Source organism: Enterobacter sp. JJBC, from assembly GCF_036936505.1.
GTDB lineage: Bacteria > Pseudomonadota > Gammaproteobacteria > Enterobacterales > Enterobacteriaceae > Enterobacter > Enterobacter hormaechei_C.
The window spans coordinates 4312225-4332669 of sequence record NZ_CP136935.1; the positions used below are offsets into that span (position 1 = coordinate 4312225).

The window sequence follows — 20445 nt, forward strand, 5'->3', positions numbered from 1 at the left end:
ATAGCCTTACACAACGACAGAGCGGGATATTAATACCCAAATAACTTAAAGGTATTTCAGGGTAATTGTTGCCTGACCATCTAAAGATGTATCGTCAGTAATCGCCAGCGTATCGGTCCCCTGAATAGCCAGAGAGGTAACCAGTGGGAAAACCGCAGTGGTAAATGCAACAGGGGTCGTTGTGCCTGTGGTTGCGGCACTGATAATGGAGATACCGTCGCTGCGAACCGCACCGCCTGATTCCCATTTAGAGCCATTCCAGTCGACGTTTGAAAAAATTTCGTCGCCCTCTTGCCCATCAATGGTGACTTTCTTATTTTTGATGAAAAGCATATAGTTACCAATATTCACACCACCTGTGGTTTTACCTACGCCATACTGATAGTAAGAAATGTTTTGCATTGTGCCGTTGAAATCGACATTAATACCAGCCTTACTTGACTCGCGATCGTCATTCACAACCCAACCAACCTGAGTAGGCGCACCGCATGTAATCGTCAGGTTAATATCTTTGTCACCTAACTGGTTAACAGCTGTTGCAGAGAGCTCACCCAAATGGATAGTGCCATAATCTACGACACCGCCGTTACTTAACTGAGGAGTACAAGCGGCATTTGTCAGCTTACCTTTTACCTGCAATACTGCGGTATCAGCAGCAAATGCGGAAGCGACACAAAGAGACAACGCGGTAGCGAGAAGAACTTTTTTCATTTGTTAATCCTTAACATTATTGATTCACGGAAACCCAACCCAATCTTTTATTCATGTAAAGAATGGGTTGTATATTCCGCACTTACTAATTGAATGGCGTACCATTCGTGATAAAACAATCCTGCAACGCTTAAAGATAACGTTATTACGATATCATCACCACATTGCCTATGGATTATTTTGCAATATTTTCCAGCTTAAATCGCTTTCCAGCGTTGTTTGATCGGCATTATTACTGAATGCACTTTCATTAAGCACAGGGAATATCGTAGCTGTAAATGTCATCTGCTGGCCCGTAACGGCCTGGTTATTTTCAACCGCGACGACGGCTTCATTATTTCTTAAATAGAATGGCGAAGGCGACCCGCTTTCCGGCGTAAAGTTAAGCTGATCAACCGTTTTACCCACGGTATAGCTTTTGCCATCAACATTCATATCATCAATTTTAACTGCGACACCGCCATTCTGACCAAAACGGAAGCGACCTTTCTCTCCAGCATTACCCTGTAAAAGCACTGCCAGCTTCTGTTTGTCTGGACAAAACACATTCACGGTAACTTCCCGTTCCGGCAATTTATGCCAGCTTTGCTGAGACGTAACAATATCGTCACGCTTGAGCTGTTTATAATCTACAATGGGCTGAGAAAGCGTGATCTGACAATCTTCGGCAAGCGTCAAACCGGGTAAACAAAACGCCAGAAACGTCGCTACTTTGATTACGCGCTGAGTCTTCATTGGCATACTCCGTTTACTTCCTCATAGAACGCTTCGTCATCTTTTTTATCACTTAAGGTATAGTGAATCTGACAAAGCCGATTGTTATTGTCATCCATGGCATACAGCCCTTTCAGCTGATCGGCATCATTGATAAACACATGGCCGTCATCCACGCTGGTGACGATATAATTGCCCTTCTCATCAACAATGGATAACCCCTTCGCCAGTGGTGTACCATCCGCTCTCTTCACCCGCAGCATCACGCGACGGCTATTCAGAATTTTAAAGCTGACTTCACTGACGGAAGCATGCCCTGCCGCAACGTATTTAATGCCGTTCGCCAGCGTCATGCTTCGCGGAAGCTTATTGGCATCAATTTCAATACGGGAGTTACGCCACTCATTCAGCCCCGGTACCACAGCCTGTCCCCAATGGTCGGTCCAGATGGTGCCCTGCGGCGTTGAAATCTCTACGCCACTCTTCGGCTCGTTCAGCTTAGCGATGGCGAACGTATCTTTAATAGCGTACGGCGAGAAGGTCACGCCATCTTTATGCATTGCAATACCGCCCGTCAGCGTTGCGCTATAGTTGCGCTGGTTACTACCGCTGCTGCCCCCACCAACGCTCAACTGGGTATAGTGCAGGTTAGTGTTGATATTGCCGTTAAAGCTATTCTCATTGTCATCGTTATCACGATCCGCAGAGATATAATAATTGGTGTTATCGCCAATGGCGCCGCTGTTCGCGACACCATAGGTGGTTCTGTCACCCTGCTTGCGCATATAGCTGCTCAGGCTTTGCGAGCCGCCGAGTGGAATGCTCAGGTTGACGTAGAGCATATCGTCATCCTGCTCGTCATCAGTATTTCCGACGGCGCTCTGCCAGTTCACGGTGATGCTGGCATATTTAAAGGTTTTACCCCACGACAGCAGCAGGTAGCGGCTGTCCTCGTAGTTTGCGCTCTGGTTGTAGTTAAACCCTGCGCTAAACGTACCCGCAATTCCTGTCGCAAAACTTACGTTGCCGCTGTAAGTATTATCATTAGGCTGAAATTCATCATCCAGCGCATCGGCAAGCTCGCGGTAACCGCTGCTAAAATGCGTTGCGCTGGCGGAAAGGCTCACGTGTTCACCCAGCGTTAAATCGCTTTGCAGCTCGGTTTTGAGCCCGCTATTACTGTCGCCAAACTGCTCTTTACTTGCCGCAGCGGTAGTCGTGATGCCCCATATATCAGAGAGCATAAACTCCGCGCTGCCGCCCGCAGCCTGATACTTTTCTGCCACTGCGCCGGATGCCAGTACGTTCATCCATGGTGTGATACGCCAGCCGTCAGAGACGTTCGCGACCAGCGGATCGCTATAATCGCTGTCAATACTCCGTACCTGGCCCACAGACATGGTCAATCCCTGCGGACGCCCCAGCTTGCGGGTTCTGACTGCGGAAGCAGGCACAATGAAGTGGCTTGAAGAGCCATCTGATTCCACGACAGTCACGTCGAGATCGACGTTATTTCTGACAACTGGCACATCGTCCAGGGTAAACGGACCCGCCGGCACTAACGTACTGTAGACGAGACGACCACTCTGGCGCACCTCAACGCGCGCCTGCGAGGAACGGGCGATACCCGATACGCTTACGCCAGTCCCGTCCCTTTCCAGGCCGTTGGTGGGCATGAGCTGCACCCCCGTAATCGGCACGCCGCTTAATACACCGGACATGGCGTTAATTTCACCCACCTGCATGGTCAGGCGCTGGGGAACAAATACATGCTCCGCGTAGGTGTAAATGCTTTCCGCATTTTTATCGCCATCATCATCCGTCAGGATATAACGGCTGCGCACAGACCAGTCCATCGTATTAAAGCCAGCCTCCAGGCTAGCCTGCGAATAGCGGCTGTTATCGCTGTCGCCATATTCGTTACGGGTACTGAATAATGAGTAGTTCAGTAACCCCGCCGTGCCACCTTGCTGAAAGTGTTTAATATTGGAGGTTAAACTGTTAATTGCCTCCTGGGGTAAATAAAGCTCTACCGCGTCCTGGTTTGGTAATGCGTTGACAACCGCCTGCGCATAATCGCTGCGGATATCATGGCACGCTTCGCCAGCCTTGAGCGGGACAGGCATAATCCCGGCAAAATCCAGAAAATCTTTATCAATACAGAGCTCGCCGTCTTCATTAAAACGTGCAGCGGCCGTACCGCGATCTTTCCCATTCACTTTAACCTGTACAGAGTGTGTGCCGGGTAAGAATCGTGGCGCTTGTGCAAAGTAATGGTTTAAATCGGGGCTTAATCCACGTGACTGAATAATGCCCGTATCAAACGTCACTTCCCTCGCATACAAAGAGGGTGACGCGAGGACTACCAGAGGTAATGTGCCGCAAAGAATAGCGCGGACACAAAGTGCAAGGCGGCTTTTTTTACACACCGTCATATCCCTATTGAGTGTTATTTATTTAATTCTGAAACAAAGCTCGGTACTTCCACACCGTAGCGACTGGCCGGGAAAAATTTCACTTTATTATCGCCGCTCACCGTTTTCTTCAGCGTTGCGGTCATACTTTGGCCTGGTAAAATATACGTTTTAGGCAGCGTGCCTGCGGTGCCAGATGGCTGAGTCATAACGTTTTGTGCCAAACGCACAACGTATTTGCTGGGGTTTTTCACCGTAAGCGTTGTACCCGTTGCGTTCCATTCCAGGTACTTCCATGCATCGGTAACAACCGCCAGTTTCGCCGGACGGATAAGCACAGGCAAATCCTGACGAAGATTAAATCCGATCTTAATGTTCTTGTTATCGCTTTTCGGCGGAATACCCTCGAACGTCACACGTTTATAGTGCTCAGCCTCCAGCGGTTCTTTATTTTGTAAAATAAAACGAAGCTGCTGGGTCTGGCCAGGCTCCAGACGTACCACTGGTTGGGTGGAAATCAGTTTTAAACCCTGATCGTCCGGTAAATCAAGGACATTGGTATATAACAGAGCCGGAAAGCTGTCCGTATTTTTGACGTTGATCGTACCGCTGTGCGTTGCCTCATCAATTACCAGTAAACTGGTTTCAGGAACCATTCCTGCTGCATACGTCGAGAATTGAGCTGAAAACAGAGCGGCAGCAATAACGGACTTCAGTAAGGTTTTCTTTAAACAAGACATAATTATCACTCCTTTAATCCACAACACAACATTCCATGTTCACGTGTAGTTAGAAAGGAATAAACAAGATATGTTTATTCCCTTTTTAATTAATATCCCGATTTTAAAATATTATAACTTTTAAAATATTATAAATATTTCAGGCTGATAGTCAGCTGACCATCAAGTGTGGTATCGTCGGTAATGGCCAGCGTGGTAGTATCCTGAATAGCCAGTGATGTCACCAGCGGGAATGTTGCACTCAGGAATGCCAATGGAACTTTTTCGCCAGATTTTGCAACAGTAAACTCACGGATGTTTTGAGCCTGACTAGAACCATTCGTGCTCGTGGTCCACTTGGAGGTATCACCATTCTGAGTGTAAATAGGATCAACTGTCGCCCCGTCAGCGGTTACGCTATCAACCTTAACAAACATTGCATAGCTGCCGATGTTCACGCCGCCCGTTGTTTTACCTACACCGTAGGTCTGACTAGAATTGGATAGGCTTGCACCGGTAAACATTGCGTTATTAACGGTTAAACCCGCATTCGTCTCTGCACGATCGTCAACCATAGTCCACGAAACTTTCGTCGCAGCAGAACAAGTGATGGTTAGATCGATATTATTCTGACCTAACTGGTTTACTGCGCTGGCAGACAATGAACCAAGGTGAATAGTACCGTAATCTACTACACCACCTTTACTTAATTCTGGAGTACAGGCAGCATTTGTCAGCTTACCTTTTACCTGCAATACTGCGGTATCAGCAGCAAATGCGGAAGCGACGCAAAGAGACAGTGCGGTGGCAATAAGAACTTTTTTCATTCGTTAATCCTTAACATATGATAATTAAAAATAGGTTTCCATCAGGTACAAAACTATTTTTGCAATATGAGCTGTCACTGGGGAACTTTATAATATTATTTTTATAAATATATGCAATTTAGCAAATTTAATTTATACTTTTAGTTTCTCTGATATAATAATCATGAATTATTAAATCGGGTATTACGCAAGGCTACCCGCTTAAATTATTCATTGCGTTTATTATTGTAACCATTCTTCTCGAGATAAAAAAAAAACGAAAAATGCAGTCTCATATTCTTATTTTTCGATCAATTTAAAAAATATATAATTTTCTCCAAAAAAAAACGGCCAGGCATAAACCTGACCGTTAAGATTAAAATTGAGTTAGCGTTATTTTACAACGCGTAATGCCGGACGTCCTCCGCGCGGCGGCGGATCGTCATCAGGATCGTTATCATCTTCGCGATCGGGCTTATCACCATCAATCACAGACATCACCGTTTCGCTCTCGGTCCCAACGCCGCCCTCTTCATCGTTCAGGCTCGCAACCTCTTCATCATAAGCTGCTTCCGGCTCAAACATTGTGCCCGCACCGTTTTCACGGGCGTAGATAGCCAGCACAGCTGCCAGCGGCACGGAAACCTGACGCGGCACGCCGCCGAAGCGCGCATTAAAGCGCACTTCGTCGTTCGCCAGCTCCAGGTTACCCACTGCGCGTGGCGCAATATTCAGTACAATCTGTCCGTCGCGCGCGTATTCCATTGGAACCAGCACGCCCGGCAACGTCACATCCACAACCAGGTGCGGCGTGAGCTGGTTATCCAGCAGCCATTCATAGAAGGCGCGCAGCAGATACGGACGGCGTGGTGAAAGTTGTGACATTTCCACAGTCATTAGCCTCGGCCGAGACGCATTTCACGTTCCGGTTCAGTTAAGGATGCCAGGAAAGAGTCGCGTTCAAAGACGCGAGTCATGTAGCCTTTCAGCTCTTTCGCGCCAGGACCGCTGAACTCTACGCCCAGGGTTGGCAGACGCCACAGCAGCGGAGCCAGGTAGCAATCTACCAGGCTGAACTCGTCGCTCAGGAAGAAAGGCTTTTGACCAAATACCGGCGCAATCGCCAGCAGCTCTTCACGCAGCTGTTTACGTGCAGCATCCGCTTCAGAAGAGGAACCGTTGACAATAACGTTCATCAGCGAGTACCAGTCTTTCTCGATACGCTGCATGTACAGGCGGCTTTCACCACGCGCAACAGGATAAACAGGCATCAGCGGCGGATGCGGGAAACGCTCATCCAGGTATTCCATAATGATACGGGATTCCCACAGGGTCAGCTCGCGATCCACCAGCGTCGGTACGCTTTGGCTCGGGTTGAGATCGATCAGATCCTGAGGCGGGTTATCCTTTTCCACATGCTCGATCTCAAAACTGACACCCTTCTCGGCCAGCACGATACGAACCTGATGGCTATAAATGTCAGTAGGACCAGAAAACAGCGTCATTACCGAACGTTTGTTGGCAGCGACAGCCATGAAAACCTCCAGGTATATTCAGAATTTTTACTGCTACCAGCCCAACGGGGCCAGCCAGATGATGTATCGCCCATCCCAGAGAAGACACATTGTTCAAGAATCGAACAAAAATCGAGTATTCACCGATATTTGGGCAGAAAATTGGATGATAGTTTACCAGATTTTGATGGCTTTGTGGTGAGGGGATTCCGGAAATGTGGAAAAAGAGAAGATATATGAAATGTTACTGTGGATAACCTGCGTATTATCCATAAAAAAACCCGCCGAAGCGGGTTTTTCGCCAATCGTTCTGCGTAAGCAGAATGGATTAACGTTTGGAGAACTGTGGACGACGACGTGCTTTACGCAGACCCACTTTCTTACGTTCAACCTGACGCGCGTCACGAGTAACGAAGCCAGCTTTACGCAGTTCAGAACGCAGGGATTCGTCGTACTCCATCAGAGCGCGGGTGATACCGTGACGGATCGCACCTGCCTGACCGGAGATACCACCACCTTTAACGGTGATGTACAGATCCAGTTTTTCTACCATATCAACCAGTTCCAGCGGCTGGCGAACTACCATGCGGGCAGTTTCGCGACCGAAGTATTGTTCCAGAGAACGCTGGTTGATTACGATTTTACCACTGCCCGGTTTGATGAAAACGCGAGCTGCGGAACTTTTGCGGCGACCAGTGCCGTAGTATTGATTTTCAGCCATTGCCTATAATCCCGATTAGATGTCAAGAACTTGCGGTTGCTGTGCCGCGTGGTTGTGCTCGTTGCCTGCGTAAACTTTCAGTTTACGGAACATAGCACGACCCAGCGGGCCTTTTGGCAGCATGCCTTTAACCGCGATTTCAATCACACGCTCAGGACGGCGGGCAATCATCTCTTCAAAGGTCGCTTCTTTGATACCACCGATGTGGCCGGTGTGGTGGTAGTACATTTTGTCAGTACGCTTGTTGCCGGTAACAGCAACTTTGTCAGCGTTCAGAACGATGATGTAATCACCGGTATCAACGTGCGGAGTGTATTCCGCTTTATGCTTACCGCGCAGGCGACGAGCCAGTTCAGTAGCCAGACGGCCCAGAGTTTTACCGGTCGCGTCAACAACATACCAGTCGCGCTGTACGGTTTCTGGTTTAGCTGTAAAAGTTTTCATTAAAAGCTTACCCAAATAATAAGTTACACGTTGGTGAACACCCAAACGTTTAGTCAGTTGAGGTTCACACGACAAAGTCCGGCAAACCTACCCCTTCGAATAGCACATGCCGACACATAGAAAGTTTCGGGAAAAAAACCTTCTCGTAACGTGGGGTCGCAAGATTATAGAGAAGTTGAGGTCAAAGATCGACCCTTAAATGTGATTTGGAATGGGTTTTTCGGGGTTGCGTACTGTGCGGTCTGGTGCCCTCACCCCCAGCCCCTCTCCCACGGGGAGAGGGGCGCATTTATTACGGCATATGCTCACGCTTGAGGTACTCTTCGCTCTGCATCTCTTGCAGGCGCGACAGGCAGCGCTGGAACTCAAACTTCAGGCGCTCGCCCTGATAGATCTCATATAAAGGCACCTCGGCGCTGACCACCAGCTTAACGTGGCGCTCGTAAAACTCATCTACCAGCGCGATGAAGCGGCGCGCTTCGCTCTCCATTAGTGGGGTCATAACGGGCACATCCCACAACATAACGGTATGGAACAGACGTGAAAGCGCAATGTAGTCATGCTGGCTGCGGGCGTCCACGCAGAGCGTTCCAAACGAGACGGCCAGCGTCTGGTTCTCTACGCCAAGCGTCGACAACGGGCGATGATTAATCTCCAGCGCTGGCGCGTTATCCCGCGGCGCCCCTGCCAGCGCCAGCCACAGTTTATCCATCTCGCTGGCTGTGTCGGCGTTCAGCGGTGAAAGCCACAGGTGCGCCTGCGTTAATGTGCGCAGACGATAATCGACGCCGGCATCGACATTCATGATGTCGCAGTGCTGTTTAATGGCATCTATGGCTGGCAGGAAACGCGCCCGCTGAAGACCATTGCGATAAAGCTCATCCGGCGGGATATTTGAGGTCGCCACCAGGGTGATCCCACGCGCAAACAGCGCTTTCATGAGGCCCCCCAGCAGCATGGCATCCGTAATATCGGAAACAAAGAACTCGTCGAAGCAGAGCACGTCCGTTTCCGCCTTGAAGCGATCGGCCACAATCTCCAGCGGGTCGGTTTCGCCCTGGAGCGCAGTCAGCTCTTCATGGACCCGCAGCATAAAACGGTGAAAGTGCAGACGCTGCTTACGCGTGCCGGGCAGGCTCTGGTAGAACATGTCCATCAGCCAGGTCTTACCCCGCCCAACGCCACCCCACATATATAATCCACGAACCGGTGCGTTTACCGTGGGCTCTTTTTTGCCCAGTAAACGGCCGAATGCCGCCTTCAGCCCACTGCTCTGCACCGCATCGGCGGGTTTCGCCAGAATTTCCTGATAAATCGTGTCCAGGCGGTTAACCGCTTCACGCTGGACATCATCCGGCTGGTGTGTGCCCTCGCTCAGGGCCAGTTGGTAACGCGATGAAGGGGACAGGTTTTGCATGATGTTGTTGTTATTCCTTTAGTTATACCTCACCAGCGCGCGTGGCTGATGAAAAAAAGGCCGTTCTACACTACGCGATGATACGTCAGGATTCCACTTCTGCGGAAATAGCGGTTATAGTGGCATAATCAGGCACAGGCAGGAGCCGAGCCAACACCCTACGGAACAACAAGACAACGGGAGAAGTTCATGACCTGGGAATATGCGCTAATCGGTTTAGTCGTCGGCATCATCATTGGTGCTGTGGCCATGCGTTTCGGTAACCGCAAATTGCGTCAGCAGCAGTCACTGCAATACGAACTGGAAAAGAACAAAGCCGAACTGGAAGAATATCGCGAAGAGCTGGTCAGCCACTTTGCCCGTAGCGCTGAGCTGCTGGACAACATGGCGACGGATTATCGCCAGCTCTACCAGCACATGGCGAAAAGCTCCAGCAGCCTGCTGCCGGAAATGACCGCGGAGACCAACCCCTTCCGCAATCGTCTGGCTGATTCTGAAGCCGGTAACGATCAGGCACCGGTTCAGATGCCACGCGACTATTCAGACGGCGCGTCCGGCCTGCTGCGCGGTGGCGTAAAACGCGATTAATCGCACAACCTGAATAAATTTTACGGGCGCACCTTATGCGCCCGTCCTTTCTTCCCGTCCCCAGCTATTATTTAGTCAAACACCTCATTGTTCAGCGGTTGAAAATTCAATAACATCAAGATGTTTTTGGGGCCGTTCTTTTTCATTCCAGGATACGAGAGTCAGCATCGATGAAGAAAAAAAACCAGCTGTTGAGCGCCTTAGCGTTAAGTGTCGGGTTATCTCTCTCGGCGTCCTTCCCCGTCAGTGCGGCACTGCCTTCGCAGGTGCCTGGACAAGAAGCCATTCCCAGCCTTGCGCCGATGCTTGAAAAAGTCCTGCCTGCGGTAGTCAGCGTTCAGGTGGAAGGGACGGCACGCCAAAGCCAGCGTATTCCCGAAGAGCTGAAGAAATATTTTGGCGAAGACGCGCCGGATCAGCAGGCTCAGCCGTTTGAAGGTCTGGGCTCAGGGGTGATTATCGACGCGGCTAAGGGCTATATCCTGACCAATAACCACGTGATCAGCCAGGCCGATAAAATCAGCGTTCAGCTGAACGATGGCCGGGAGTTTGACGCCAAACTGATCGGCGGTGACGATCAGAGTGATATCGCCCTGCTACAGGTACAAAACCCCAGCAACCTGACCCAGATCGCCATTGCTGATTCCGATAAGCTGCGCGTCGGTGATTTTGCTGTCGCGGTCGGTAACCCGTTCGGCTTAGGCCAGACCGCCACCTCCGGAATTGTCTCCGCTCTGGGGCGCAGCGGCCTGAATCTCGAAGGGCTGGAAAATTTCATCCAGACCGATGCCTCCATCAACCGGGGCAACTCCGGCGGTGCGCTGCTTAATCTGAACGGTGAGCTGATCGGCATCAACACCGCTATCCTCGCGCCAGGCGGCGGCAGCATCGGGATTGGTTTTGCCATTCCGAGCAACATGGCGAAAACTCTGTCTCAACAGCTGATTCAGTTTGGCGAGGTTAAGCGCGGTCTGCTGGGCATCAAAGGCATGGAGATGAGCGCCGATATCGCCAAAGCCTTTAAGCTTAACGTCCAGCGCGGGGCGTTTGTCAGCGAAGTGTTGCCCAACTCAGGCTCTGCGAAAGCGGGCGTGAAATCCGGTGACGTTATTGTCAGCCTGAACGATAAACCGCTGAGCAGCTTCGCTGAATTACGTTCGCGTATTGCCACCACGGAGCCTGGCGCTAAAGTGAAGCTGGGCCTGATCCGCGAGGGCAAACCGCTGACCGTGGAAGTGACGCTGGACAAGAGCACCTCCTCTTCCGCCAGCGCAGAACAGATCTCCCCGGCTCTACAGGGCGCTACGCTGAGCGATGGTCAGCTTAAAAACGGCACGAAAGGCATTTCTGTCACTACCGTTGAGAAGAGCAGCCCGGCCGCGCAGGCAGGTTTGCATCAGGACGACGTGATCGTGGGCGTGAACCGTACTCGCGTGCAGTCTATTGCCGAAATGCGTAAGGTGCTGGAGAGTAAACCGGCGGTCATTGCCCTGCAAATTATCCGTGGCAACGATACCCTCTACATTTTACTGCGTTAACCATTTGCGACTCCGGGCATCGCCGCTGCGTGTGATGTCCGGATAACTCATGTTATGCTGCAAACCGTTCCTTTTTTAACGACACACGCATCATGCTTTTAAAGCTCTTTCGTTCAATTGTCATTGGTTTGATCGTTGCCGGTCTGCTGCTGGTGGCTATGCCATCTTTACGCCAGTTCAACAAACTGTCGGCTCCTCAGTTCGACAGCACGGATGAAACGCCTGCGACGTACAATCAGGCGGTACGCCGTGCCGCCCCCGCCGTGGTTAACGTCTATAACCGCGGGCTTAACAGTTCTGCTCATAACCAGCTGGAGATCCGCACGCTCGGTTCCGGTGTGATCATGGATGACCGGGGCTACATCATCACCAATAAACACGTCATTAACGATGCCGACCAGATTATCGTCGCCTTGCAGGATGGCCGCGTGTTTGAAGCCCTGCTGGTGGGGTCGGACAGCCTGACCGATCTGGCGGTGCTGAAGATCAACGCCACCGGCGGTCTGCCGACTATCCCGATTAATCGCAAACGAACGCCGCATATCGGCGATGTGGTACTGGCGATCGGTAACCCGTACAACCTGGGCCAGACCATCACTCAGGGGATCATCAGCGCGACCGGTCGAATCGGCCTGAACCCGTCAGGGCGGCAGAACTTCCTGCAAACCGATGCCTCTATCAACCACGGTAACTCCGGCGGTGCGCTGGTGAACTCTCTGGGCGAACTGATGGGCATTAACACCCTCTCCTTCGACAAGAGCAACGACGGCGAAACACCGGAAGGGATTGGCTTTGCCATTCCATTCCAGCTGGCGACCAAGATCATGGACAAGCTGATCCGCGATGGCCGCGTGATCCGTGGCTACATCGGTATTGGTGGGCGTGAAATCGCACCGATGCATACGCAGGGCGGTGGTATCGATCAGATCCAGGGGATTGTGGTCAACGAAGTGGCGCCTGGCGGCCCGGCGGCCAATGCAGGTATCCAGGTGAACGACGTTATCCTTTCCGTCAACGGTACGCCAGCGGTCTCTGCGCTGGAAACCATGGACCAGGTGGCTGAGATTCGCCCGGGCTCCATCATCCCTGTTGAAGTCATGCGTAATGACAAGAAGCTGACGATCCAGGTCACCATCCAGGAATACCCGGCCACTAACTGACGGGCATAAAAAAACGGAGCTTAGCGCTCCGTTTTTTTTACCGGGACAAGATCACTTGTTAACGAACTCTTCGCCCAGCGTGATGTCTTTCTTCAGCGTATCCAGCATGCCTTCCATCGCGTTTTGCTCAAACGCGCTCAGCGTGCCGATAGACTTACGCTCTTCAACACCGTTTTTACCCAGCAGCAGCGGCTGAGAGAAGAAGCGCGCGTGTTCACCGTCGCCTTCAACATAGGCGCATTCAACAACGCCTTTTTCGCCCTGCAACGCGCGAACCAGAGACAGGCCGAAACGTGCCGCCGCCTGCCCCATAGACAGGGTTGCAGAACCGCCACCCGCCTTCGCTTCCACCACTTCGGTGCCTGCGTTCTGAATGCGTTTAGTCAGGTCAGCCACTTCCTGCTCGGTGAAGCTCACGCCCGGGATCTGCGACAGCAGAGGCAGGATGGTCACGCCAGAGTGACCGCCGATAACCGGCACTTCCACTTCCGTTGGCTGCTTGCCTTTCAGCTCAGCCACGAAGGTGTTGGAGCGGATGATATCCAGCGTAGTTACGCCGAACAGTTTGTTCTTGTCGTAAACGCCTGCTTTCTTCAGTACTTCTGCTGCGATGGCAACGGTGGTGTTCACCGGGTTGGTGATGATACCGATGCACGCTTTCGGGCAGGTTTCAGCGATCTGCTGAACCAGGTTTTTCACGATGCCCGCGTTGACGTTGAACAGGTCTGAACGATCCATACCCGGTTTACGTGCAACACCCGCGGAGATCAGCACCACGTCGGCACCCTGCAACGCAGGACGCGCATCTTCACCGGAGAAGCCTTTGATTTTCACAGCTGTCGGGATGTGGCTCAGGTCAACCGCCACACCTGGGGTTACCGGAGCAATATCGTACAGGGAGAGTTCTGAGCCTGAAGGCAGTTGGGTTTTCAGTAGTAGGGCAAGCGCCTGGCCGATACCACCAGCAGCGCCGAGGACTGCGACTTTCATCCTAAACTCCTTATTATGGTTAACTTAAGTATCTGTAACTCCGTTGCGGCGACCATAATTCAGCACGTCATTAATTACAATTTTCATCGCTAAAGAATTTGAGGTCGCACGTCTTTCACCTTCACCTGAATACTATCGGGCTGTAGGCAACAACGAATTAAGAGGGGGTTACAATACACCCTGCCACGCCACCAAAACAACATCATTTTGATAACATTTAATTTACTTTTAAGGTTATTTGCGCGGCGTGACCCAGGCATGTTTTCCGATAACGAAATCTGATAAAATCTCTCCCTTTCATAACATTATTTCAGCCTGGCGCCAGGTAGATAATTTGCATAAAAATTCATCCACATGCATAATAATGTTGTTTCTATCGTCATATTCCGGGTGACTTATGCGAAGCTCGTCTAAGCAAGAAGAATTAGTGAAGGCGTTTAAAGCGCTACTCAAAGAAGAGAAATTCAGTTCTCAGGGAGAAATTGTTCAGGCGTTGCAGGAACAAGGCTTCGACAACATCAACCAGTCGAAGGTCTCTCGCATGTTAACCAAGTTTGGAGCGGTGCGTACGCGCAACGCCAAAATGGAAATGGTTTATTGCCTGCCTGCTGAACTTGGCGTGCCAACGACCTCCAGCCCGCTGAAAAACCTGGTTCTGGACATCGACTATAACGATGCCGTGGTCGTGATCCACACCAGCCCGGGCGCAGCCCAGCTGATTGCCCGCCTGCTGGACTCGCTGGGTAAAGCAGAGGGGATCCTCGGAACCATCGCCGGTGATGACACCATTTTTACCACCCCGGCAAATGGTTTCTCGGTGAAAGACCTCTACGAAGCGATTCTGGTCCTGTTCGAACAGGAGCTGTAATTGTCTGCCCCGTAGCGCCTGACTGCGGGGATCATTCTGCTGCTTCCGCGTTTTACCCTGCTTTTCTCTGCCTGCTGTTTTTGCAAATAGTGCTTTTTACCGCCTGTTAACATTCATTCAGTGAATGATCTGCCGCAAAACCGCACAAAAAATCAAATTGATCTATCCCTTTGATTTAGGAAAGAAAAAACCATAAACCTTGCATTGTGGCGTCCTTTTTTATGCATTCGCGTTATAAAAAATGATTTTTTTAACACGTAATAACAGAGGAAACCATTAGCCTGGTATTAATTTTTAGCGTGATTAGTGTATGCTTGATTTTGTGATGAGGGTCACAGAACAAAGACCCCAGTAAAATAATTGACGAGGTAAATAATCATGAAAATTAAAACCACTGTAGCTACCCTGAGCGTACTGTCAGTCCTGTCATTCGGTGCGTTTGCAGCCGACACCATTAATGCCGAACAGGCACAATCCCGTCAGGCTATCGGGACTGTTTCTGTTGGTGCCATCGGTACGTCTCCGATGGACATGCACGAAATGCTGAACAAAAAAGCGGAAGAACAGGGTGCGTCATCTTATCGCATCATCGAAGCGCGCAGTGGCGACCACTGGCACGCTACCGCAGAACTGTACAAATAAACCCTCGTCGTATCTCATCATACGACTTGCCCCTGACCTCCCGGTCAGGGGCTTTTTTATCACTGGCGCACGTTGAAACGCAGTTGCCCTTCCAGCTCCTCCTCCGCTTCATCAAACAATAAAATCAATGCGCCAAAGCGTCTGCGCAGTTTTTCAGGCAGATGGGTAAATTCGATTTCCAGCGGTAACGGCAGCCTGTCGCCGGTAACCACATCCCACAGCATATCAAGATTGCTTACGCTGCCCCGCTCCAGGTCGAACGCCCGAATAAACTCGCGATAGAAGTCTTCCTGACTCTCAATTTCGTCAAAATCAAAGGTATAAATTTTCATTGCCAGCCACCCGGTACAGGCGGGCGGCAAATGCCGCCCTGTCTATTATAATCCCCCGATATGCAGGGTTTTAACTTCCAGAAACTCCTCCAGCCCCAGCACGGACCCCTCGCGGCCCAGCCCGGACTCTTTTACGCCCCCAAACGGACCCAGTTCGGTCGAGACCGCACATTCATTAATTCCGATCATGCCGCTCTCAATGGCCTGTGAGACGCGGAACACGCGCGAAAGATTCTGGGTATAAAAGTAGGCCGCCAGCCCGTAAGGCGTATTGTTAGCGCGCATAACCACTTCGTCTTCCGACGTGAAGCGGAAGCAGGCGGCTACGGGACCAAAGGTCTCCTCTTCTGCCAGCTTCATGCCTTCATGGCAGTCACCGAGTACGGTTGGCATCCAGAAGTTGCCGCCAAGTTCGTGCGGTTTACCCCCAGCCAGCACCGTGGCGCCCTTCGCTACCGCATCTTCGACGTGCTCACGCACTTTCTCGACAGCCGAAGGCTCAATCAGCGGGCCGACAACGACGCCCTCGTCCAGACCGTTACCCACCTTCAGCGCCTTCACCGCATCGGCAAGTTGATTGACGAACTTGTCATAGACCGTCTCCTGAATATAGAAACGGTTTACGCTGACGCAGACCTGCCCGGCGTTACGGAACTTATTGGCGATCGCGCCTTTGACGGCGGCATCAATATCCGCGTCCTCGAAAACGATATACGGCGCATTACCGCCCAGCTCCATCGATACCTTTTTCATGGTCTCTGCGGAATTGCGAACCAGCGTTTTCCCGACGGCGGTTGAACCCGTAAACGAGATTTTGCGCACGTCATGGCTGGCCATAATGGCGTCGCTAATTTCTGAGGTGCTCCCCGCGACCGCATTCAGCACACCATCCGGCACACCGGCCTGCTTCGCCAGCGTCAGCAGCGCAAAGGCGCTCAGCGGCGTGTTGTTTGCAGGTTTGATCACGCCGGTACATCCTGCTGCCAGCGCCGGGCCGAGCTTACGGGTGAGCATAGCCATCGGGAAATTCCATGGCGTGATAGCAGCAACCACCCCGACAGGTTCACGAGTGGCCAGAATACGGGAGCCAGGTTTAACCGGAGGAATGATTTCACCGTTGGCGCGCTTGGCCTGCTCGGCAAACCACTGAATGAAGCTGGCAGCGTAGTCCACCTCACCTTCAGCCTCTTTCAGCGGCTTGCCCTGCTCGGTAGTCATCAGCCGCCCGAGCCAGCTTTTGTTCTCGATAATCAGTTCATACCAGCGATAGAGGATCGCGGAACGCTCTTTTGCCGTTTTTGAGCGCCATGCGGGAAAGGCCTTCGTCGCGGCCACAATGGCCTCTTCGGTTTCGGCTTTTCCTGCTTTCGCCACTTTCGCAATGACCTCGCCCGTGGCCGGGTTTAGCACATCAAACGTGGTGTCGAGTGTTTTCCAGATACCGTTGACCAGATACCCGGTCTGAAAAAGAATACTGTCCTGAAGAGCCTGGGTTGTCATGTGTCCTCCCTTCCTGAATGTTTGAACCTGCAAAAATAAGTATAGCCACAAAAAAACCGACACTTTTGGCGTCGGTTTTCTCTTCGTTAGCTGTCTGTCAGCGCATTCTGGTAGCGGTGCAGCATAAACACCAGCCGCTCTACCGGCTCGGTAACCTGCGGCGGCGCTTCCCAGATCCGCAGTTTCTCCTGGTAGATATCCAGCTCCTCCAGCAGTTGCTTAAAGTAGCGGCGACGTTTGTCATCACTGGATGCCGATATCACATGGTCCGCCGTGCGCCGTAGCTGGCGGTGGAAGGCGGACAAATCGTCGTTGATCGGCACTGGCGCGTTCCGCAGACGCTGGTGCGCGATAATCATGGTTAACGCCAGGCGGAAGCGGGCGACATCGCCCGGGAATTTATTCAGCAACAGGAACAGCTGCTGATAGAGCGCCGGCAGGTGGTTCTCCTTGCGCCGCGCGGTGTTGGTGGTCAAGGACGATACGGCGGCCGATACAAACTGATTCAGTAGCACGCGCCCTGTCCGCGCCTGAGAGTTATCCCGCACCAGCAGGATCACCATCATTGCCAGGAAACAGCCCACCAGCTGACCTAGTGCGCTATCCAGGAACTGACTGAAATGGAAGGTCATCGGGTTATCCAGCACGATGATGTTAATCGTACTCGCCAGTGCGCCTAACGATCCCAGACGGCGTTTTTGTACCTCAATCCCGATAAAGAACGCCATCACCGCCAGGCTGATGCAGAGCAAAAGCATGCTTTGCTGCGTCGAGGGAATAATCACCAGGAAGTAGAGCGCGCCAATGGGTAACGCCGCAATGGTGCCGTACAGAAAATCGATCGCGACCATGCGCGGGTTGGGCAGACGCATCGCCAGCGCGGTGACGACGGCAATCATCACCATCGCGCCGCTGCCAGACGTCCAGCCGGTCCACAGCCAGAACAGCGTGCCGAGTCTACAGGCCAGGGTGGTACGCCAGAAGTTAACCATCGCATGATGGCGCTCGGCGGATTCAGGTTTGATCACCACTTCGCCCTGTAACACCTCTTCTTCCGCCGCACTGATTTTGGTGTTGCTAATCACGCCGCGTTTCAGGAGCAGGTAGCGCGTTGCGGCGCCTACCCAGGTATAAATGGTGACTGGCGTATCCCGTTCTCCTGTCCACGCAATCACACGACGCATGCGTTTAAGCTGTCGATGCACGTCCTGCACCGTCTCCACAGGCTCATCAAACAGTTCGCGGAAAGTATCCGTTACCACTTCGGGGCGGGTGTTCTGAATCAGGTAGGTTTCACACGCCTGGGTGATCAGCGTTAACGAGACGGTATTGATCGCTTTCAGACGACGGTTGGCCCGCTCCCAGCGGGAAGACTCCATATTGAGGTTACTGCGCATCCCTTCCAGCGCCTGCGTGCGGCGCACCAGCGCACTCCAGGCCTTGTCGACCTCTTCGCTGTCGCCGTGCTTAATGCACAGCTGCATGAGCTGGTACTGAGCAACAATCAGCGCGTCCAGCTCACGATCGACTTCCTGCTTGATGGATCGCGGAGAGAAGAGCAGGTCTGCGACAATCGCGCAGACGATACCAATGACAATCTCGCTGCAACGTTCCACGGCGAACTGCGGAGCAAGCAGCGGTTCACTCTGAATGGTGATGATAATAATCAGCGCGGTATATCCCGCCAGACCCCAGGCGTACGAGTTCTCCACCTTCACCAGCGAAGAGACCCACGTGCAAAAACCCGCCCAGATACAGCATACAATCAGCATCAGCAGCGGCGTGCGGATCATCAGGATGATAATGGTCAGGGCGGCGATACAGCCGATAAAGGTGCCGATAATACGCAGCATCCCGCGATAGCGAATTGCCCCGGAGTAAGGTTCGCCACCCGCCGCGAAGGCAGGACCGGCGGCGACGATCGCGGCGGTCAGAACGGCCCAGCGCGGCGTTTCAAGCTGGAAATGGAAGCCAACAAACAGCGCCAGCACAATGGCGCATGCCAGCTTCACGGCGAAGCGGATGTGCTGGCTGGCGATGGAAAAAATGCCCATAGCGATCAACCAAACTCGCGCAGGCGATGGGCGATTTGTCGGAAGATCGAATCCTGGCTGGCATCACGGTCTTTTTCACCCGTGATCACCACCGTCGCCGTGGTGCCTGCGGGCCAGAGGTTGCTCTGCTGCTCATCCAGACGAATGCGTACCGGTACGCGCTGCGCCAGACGAACCCACTCGAGGTTAGAATCGACGGTCGCCATCCCTTTTGAATCATTGGTACTGCTGGAGTTGGTCACCCCCGCGGCCACGCTGTCCACGGTTCCCTTCAGGACCCGGTTGCTGCCGAGCGGCGTGATTTCGGCGCGATAGCCCGGACGCACGCCTTCCAGCTTGGTCTCTTCCATATAGGCGAGGACGTAGAAAGAGTTCTGTTTCACCAGCGCCACGGCCGTAGAGCCGCGCGTGATAAACTCGCCCGCATAGACATTGAGGTTGGTCACCCAGCCATCGGACGGGGCGCGGATAACGGTACGTTCCAGATCGAGCTTCGCCAGATCGCGCGTCGCCTGCGCTTTTGCCAGCTGATGCAGCACGGTTTGCAGCACGTTATTGGACTGGTCAATCTCTTCCCGGGACATGGCCTGGATGCCCAGCTTGTTACGGCGTCCTGCTTCACGGCGTTTTTCAGAGGCCAGCGCGTTGTAATACGCCACGTCGGCTTCCGCTTCTTCCAGCGCTTTTTGATAGCGCGGCTGGTCGATGGTGAACAGCACCTGATCTTTTTTCACCAGTTGGTTATCGTGGACGTTGACTGCCGTAATGAGACCGGCGACATCGGGCGCTATCGCGACCACCTCCGCGCTGAAACGCGCATCGCGCGTCCACGGGGATTCGGTGTAATAAACCCAGGCGCGAAAAATAGCGATGAACGCCAGGATGACCAGCGCCATAGTGATGGCAGTGCGGGAGATTTTTCTTGTTAGCGTTTTCACATCAACCTCAGACAAACATGCGCGATATTAAATAGAACAGGCAGCAATACAGCGCGGTATTGAACAATGCAGGATGCCAGACGAAATCATAAATCCCGGTAGGGACCAGCACCTTGCGCACCAGCCAGAAGATCGCCAGTGATAAAAGAAGCTCGAAAAATATCGGTGGGAACGACAAACCGAACACCACGATAACGGGAAACAGACTCATGTTGACCTTGATTAAAGAGAGTGCAGGTTACTGGATTTTTAAGCTCGCGCCGCCGCAGGAGAGCAAGAATTGCCGGGCGAGAGTGGCGCAGCCGTTATGTAATTAATAATATATTAACGTAACTGTTATGCTGTTATCTATCATATGTGATCTAAATCACTTTT

General features: G+C 52.2%; 21 protein-coding genes. 5 read left to right on the plus strand and 16 right to left on the minus strand.

Annotation, left to right across the window (positions count from 1 at the left end; genetic code table 11):
* Positions 1–45: 45 nt before the first annotated feature.
* From RY075_RS20710 to zapE, 10 genes are all read right to left on the minus strand, one after another.
* Complete coding sequence (locus RY075_RS20710; protein WP_023323796.1) at positions 46–711, minus strand: DUF1120 domain-containing protein; 666 nt, start codon at positions 709–711, stop codon at positions 46–48.
* Between the two features lie 168 nt (positions 712–879).
* A complete protein-coding gene (locus tag RY075_RS20715; RefSeq protein ID WP_023323797.1) occupies positions 880–1446 on the minus strand; it encodes an outer membrane protein in 567 nt (188 codons plus the stop codon).
* On the minus strand, positions 1443–3860 hold the full coding sequence (locus RY075_RS20720; protein ID WP_109948892.1) for a fimbrial biogenesis outer membrane usher protein: 2418 nt from the start codon (positions 3858–3860) through the stop codon (positions 1443–1445). The genes RY075_RS20715 and RY075_RS20720 overlap by 4 nt, the downstream gene beginning before the upstream one ends.
* Before the next feature lie 14 nt (positions 3861–3874).
* Entirely contained in the window at positions 3875–4579 is a 705-nt protein-coding gene (locus tag RY075_RS20725; RefSeq protein ID WP_023323799.1) for a fimbria/pilus chaperone family protein, read from the minus strand.
* Positions 4580–4707: 128 nt separating this feature from the next.
* Positions 4708–5385 (minus strand): DUF1120 domain-containing protein, encoded by a 678-nt coding sequence (locus RY075_RS20730; protein ID WP_023323800.1) that lies wholly within the window; start codon positions 5383–5385, stop codon positions 4708–4710.
* 372 nt (positions 5386–5757) lie between these two features.
* Positions 5758–6255: a ClpXP protease specificity-enhancing factor gene (gene sspB, locus RY075_RS20735; protein ID WP_003860440.1), complete on the minus strand. Its 498-nt coding sequence runs from the start codon at positions 6253–6255 to the stop codon at positions 5758–5760.
* Between the two features lie 5 nt (positions 6256–6260).
* Positions 6261–6899, minus strand: a complete 639-nt coding sequence (gene sspA / locus RY075_RS20740) for a stringent starvation protein SspA (RefSeq protein ID WP_003860438.1) — start codon at positions 6897–6899, stop codon at positions 6261–6263.
* Positions 6900–7206: 307 nt separating this feature from the next.
* The gene (rpsI, locus tag RY075_RS20745; RefSeq protein WP_003860436.1) at positions 7207–7599 is read right to left on the minus strand and encodes a 30S ribosomal protein S9; all 393 of its coding nucleotides are present in this window, start codon (positions 7597–7599) and stop codon (positions 7207–7209) included.
* Positions 7600–7614: 15 nt separating this feature from the next.
* Complete coding sequence (gene rplM / locus RY075_RS20750; protein ID WP_003860434.1) at positions 7615–8043, minus strand: 50S ribosomal protein L13; 429 nt, start codon at positions 8041–8043, stop codon at positions 7615–7617.
* 292 nt (positions 8044–8335) lie between these two features.
* A complete protein-coding gene (gene zapE / locus RY075_RS20755) occupies positions 8336–9460 on the minus strand; it encodes a cell division protein ZapE (RefSeq protein ID WP_003860433.1) in 1125 nt (374 codons plus the stop codon).
* Positions 9461–9649: 189 nt separating this feature from the next.
* On the opposite strand from zapE, the gene zapG reads away from it, so the two are divergent.
* The 3 genes from zapG to degS all read left to right on the plus strand — a co-directional run bounded on the left by zapG (position 9650) and on the right by degS (position 12746).
* Positions 9650–10048, plus strand: a complete 399-nt coding sequence (zapG, locus tag RY075_RS20760) for a Z-ring associated protein ZapG (protein ID WP_003860432.1) — start codon at positions 9650–9652, stop codon at positions 10046–10048.
* Between the two features lie 170 nt (positions 10049–10218).
* Positions 10219–11586 carry a serine endoprotease DegQ gene (gene degQ / locus RY075_RS20765; RefSeq protein ID WP_003860431.1) on the plus strand — a complete coding sequence of 456 codons (1368 nt, stop codon included), beginning with the start codon at positions 10219–10221 and terminating at the stop codon, positions 11584–11586.
* 92 nt (positions 11587–11678) lie between these two features.
* Positions 11679–12746, plus strand: coding sequence for an outer membrane-stress sensor serine endopeptidase DegS (degS, locus tag RY075_RS20770; protein ID WP_003860430.1), 1068 nt, complete (start codon positions 11679–11681; stop codon positions 12744–12746).
* Between the two features lie 51 nt (positions 12747–12797).
* Here the strand turns inward: degS and mdh are convergent, their stop codons facing one another.
* Positions 12798–13736, minus strand: coding sequence for a malate dehydrogenase (gene mdh, locus RY075_RS20775; protein WP_003860429.1), 939 nt, complete (start codon positions 13734–13736; stop codon positions 12798–12800).
* A 397-nt stretch (positions 13737–14133) separates the two neighbouring features.
* Here mdh and argR point away from each other — a divergent pair, with 397 nt between their 5' ends.
* Positions 14134–14604 (plus strand): transcriptional regulator ArgR, encoded by a 471-nt coding sequence (gene argR / locus RY075_RS20780; RefSeq protein WP_003860428.1) that lies wholly within the window; start codon positions 14134–14136, stop codon positions 14602–14604.
* 378 nt (positions 14605–14982) lie between these two features.
* Positions 14983–15246 (plus strand): peroxide/acid stress response protein YhcN, encoded by a 264-nt coding sequence (yhcN, locus tag RY075_RS20785; RefSeq protein WP_003860426.1) that lies wholly within the window; start codon positions 14983–14985, stop codon positions 15244–15246.
* A 59-nt stretch (positions 15247–15305) separates the two neighbouring features.
* Here the strand turns inward: yhcN and RY075_RS20790 are convergent, their stop codons facing one another.
* From RY075_RS20790 to aaeX, 5 genes are all read right to left on the minus strand, one after another.
* The gene (locus RY075_RS20790; protein ID WP_003860424.1) at positions 15306–15578 is read right to left on the minus strand and encodes a barstar family protein; all 273 of its coding nucleotides are present in this window, start codon (positions 15576–15578) and stop codon (positions 15306–15308) included.
* Positions 15579–15623: 45 nt separating this feature from the next.
* Complete coding sequence (locus RY075_RS20795; protein ID WP_045332468.1) at positions 15624–17078, minus strand: NAD-dependent succinate-semialdehyde dehydrogenase; 1455 nt, start codon at positions 17076–17078, stop codon at positions 15624–15626.
* A gap of 86 nt (positions 17079–17164) precedes the next feature.
* On the minus strand, positions 17165–19132 hold the full coding sequence (gene aaeB, locus RY075_RS20800) for a p-hydroxybenzoic acid efflux pump subunit AaeB (protein WP_338627950.1): 1968 nt from the start codon (positions 19130–19132) through the stop codon (positions 17165–17167).
* Between the two features lie 5 nt (positions 19133–19137).
* Positions 19138–20070 (minus strand): p-hydroxybenzoic acid efflux pump subunit AaeA, encoded by a 933-nt coding sequence (gene aaeA, locus RY075_RS20805; protein WP_003860417.1) that lies wholly within the window; start codon positions 20068–20070, stop codon positions 19138–19140.
* A 7-nt stretch (positions 20071–20077) separates the two neighbouring features.
* The gene (gene aaeX / locus RY075_RS20810) at positions 20078–20281 is read right to left on the minus strand and encodes a p-hydroxybenzoic acid efflux pump operon protein AaeX (RefSeq protein WP_003860416.1); all 204 of its coding nucleotides are present in this window, start codon (positions 20279–20281) and stop codon (positions 20078–20080) included.
* Positions 20282–20445 lie beyond the last annotated feature (164 nt).

Bases quoted from the DNA above. Each gene is read 5' to 3' on its own strand.
- RY075_RS20710 (WP_023323796.1), bottom strand. From the start codon at position 711: ATGAAAAAAGTTCTTCTCGCTACCGCGTTGTCTCTTTGTGTCGCTTCC.
- RY075_RS20715 (WP_023323797.1), bottom strand. From the start codon at position 1,446: ATGAAGACTCAGCGCGTAATCAAAGTAGCGACGTTTCTGGCGTTTTGT.
- RY075_RS20720 (WP_109948892.1), bottom strand. From the start codon at position 3,860: ATGACGGTGTGTAAAAAAAGCCGCCTTGCACTTTGTGTCCGCGCTATT.
- RY075_RS20725 (WP_023323799.1), bottom strand. From the start codon at position 4,579: ATGTCTTGTTTAAAGAAAACCTTACTGAAGTCCGTTATTGCTGCCGCT.
- RY075_RS20730 (WP_023323800.1), bottom strand. From the start codon at position 5,385: ATGAAAAAAGTTCTTATTGCCACCGCACTGTCTCTTTGCGTCGCTTCC.
- sspA (WP_003860438.1), bottom strand. From the start codon at position 6,899: ATGGCTGTCGCTGCCAACAAACGTTCGGTAATGACGCTGTTTTCTGGT.
- rpsI (WP_003860436.1), bottom strand. From the start codon at position 7,599: ATGGCTGAAAATCAATACTACGGCACTGGTCGCCGCAAAAGTTCCGCA.
- rplM (WP_003860434.1), bottom strand. From the start codon at position 8,043: ATGAAAACTTTTACAGCTAAACCAGAAACCGTACAGCGCGACTGGTAT.
- zapE (WP_003860433.1), bottom strand. From the start codon at position 9,460: ATGCAAAACCTGTCCCCTTCATCGCGTTACCAACTGGCCCTGAGCGAG.
- zapG (WP_003860432.1), top strand. From the start codon at position 9,650: ATGACCTGGGAATATGCGCTAATCGGTTTAGTCGTCGGCATCATCATT.
- degQ (WP_003860431.1), top strand. From the start codon at position 10,219: ATGAAGAAAAAAAACCAGCTGTTGAGCGCCTTAGCGTTAAGTGTCGGG.
- degS (WP_003860430.1), top strand. From the start codon at position 11,679: ATGCTTTTAAAGCTCTTTCGTTCAATTGTCATTGGTTTGATCGTTGCC.
- mdh (WP_003860429.1), bottom strand. From the start codon at position 13,736: ATGAAAGTCGCAGTCCTCGGCGCTGCTGGTGGTATCGGCCAGGCGCTT.
- argR (WP_003860428.1), top strand. From the start codon at position 14,134: ATGCGAAGCTCGTCTAAGCAAGAAGAATTAGTGAAGGCGTTTAAAGCG.
- yhcN (WP_003860426.1), top strand. From the start codon at position 14,983: ATGAAAATTAAAACCACTGTAGCTACCCTGAGCGTACTGTCAGTCCTG.
- RY075_RS20790 (WP_003860424.1), bottom strand. From the start codon at position 15,578: ATGAAAATTTATACCTTTGATTTTGACGAAATTGAGAGTCAGGAAGAC.
- RY075_RS20795 (WP_045332468.1), bottom strand. From the start codon at position 17,078: ATGACAACCCAGGCTCTTCAGGACAGTATTCTTTTTCAGACCGGGTAT.
- aaeB (WP_338627950.1), bottom strand. From the start codon at position 19,132: ATGGGCATTTTTTCCATCGCCAGCCAGCACATCCGCTTCGCCGTGAAG.
- aaeX (WP_003860416.1), bottom strand. From the start codon at position 20,281: ATGAGTCTGTTTCCCGTTATCGTGGTGTTCGGTTTGTCGTTCCCACCG.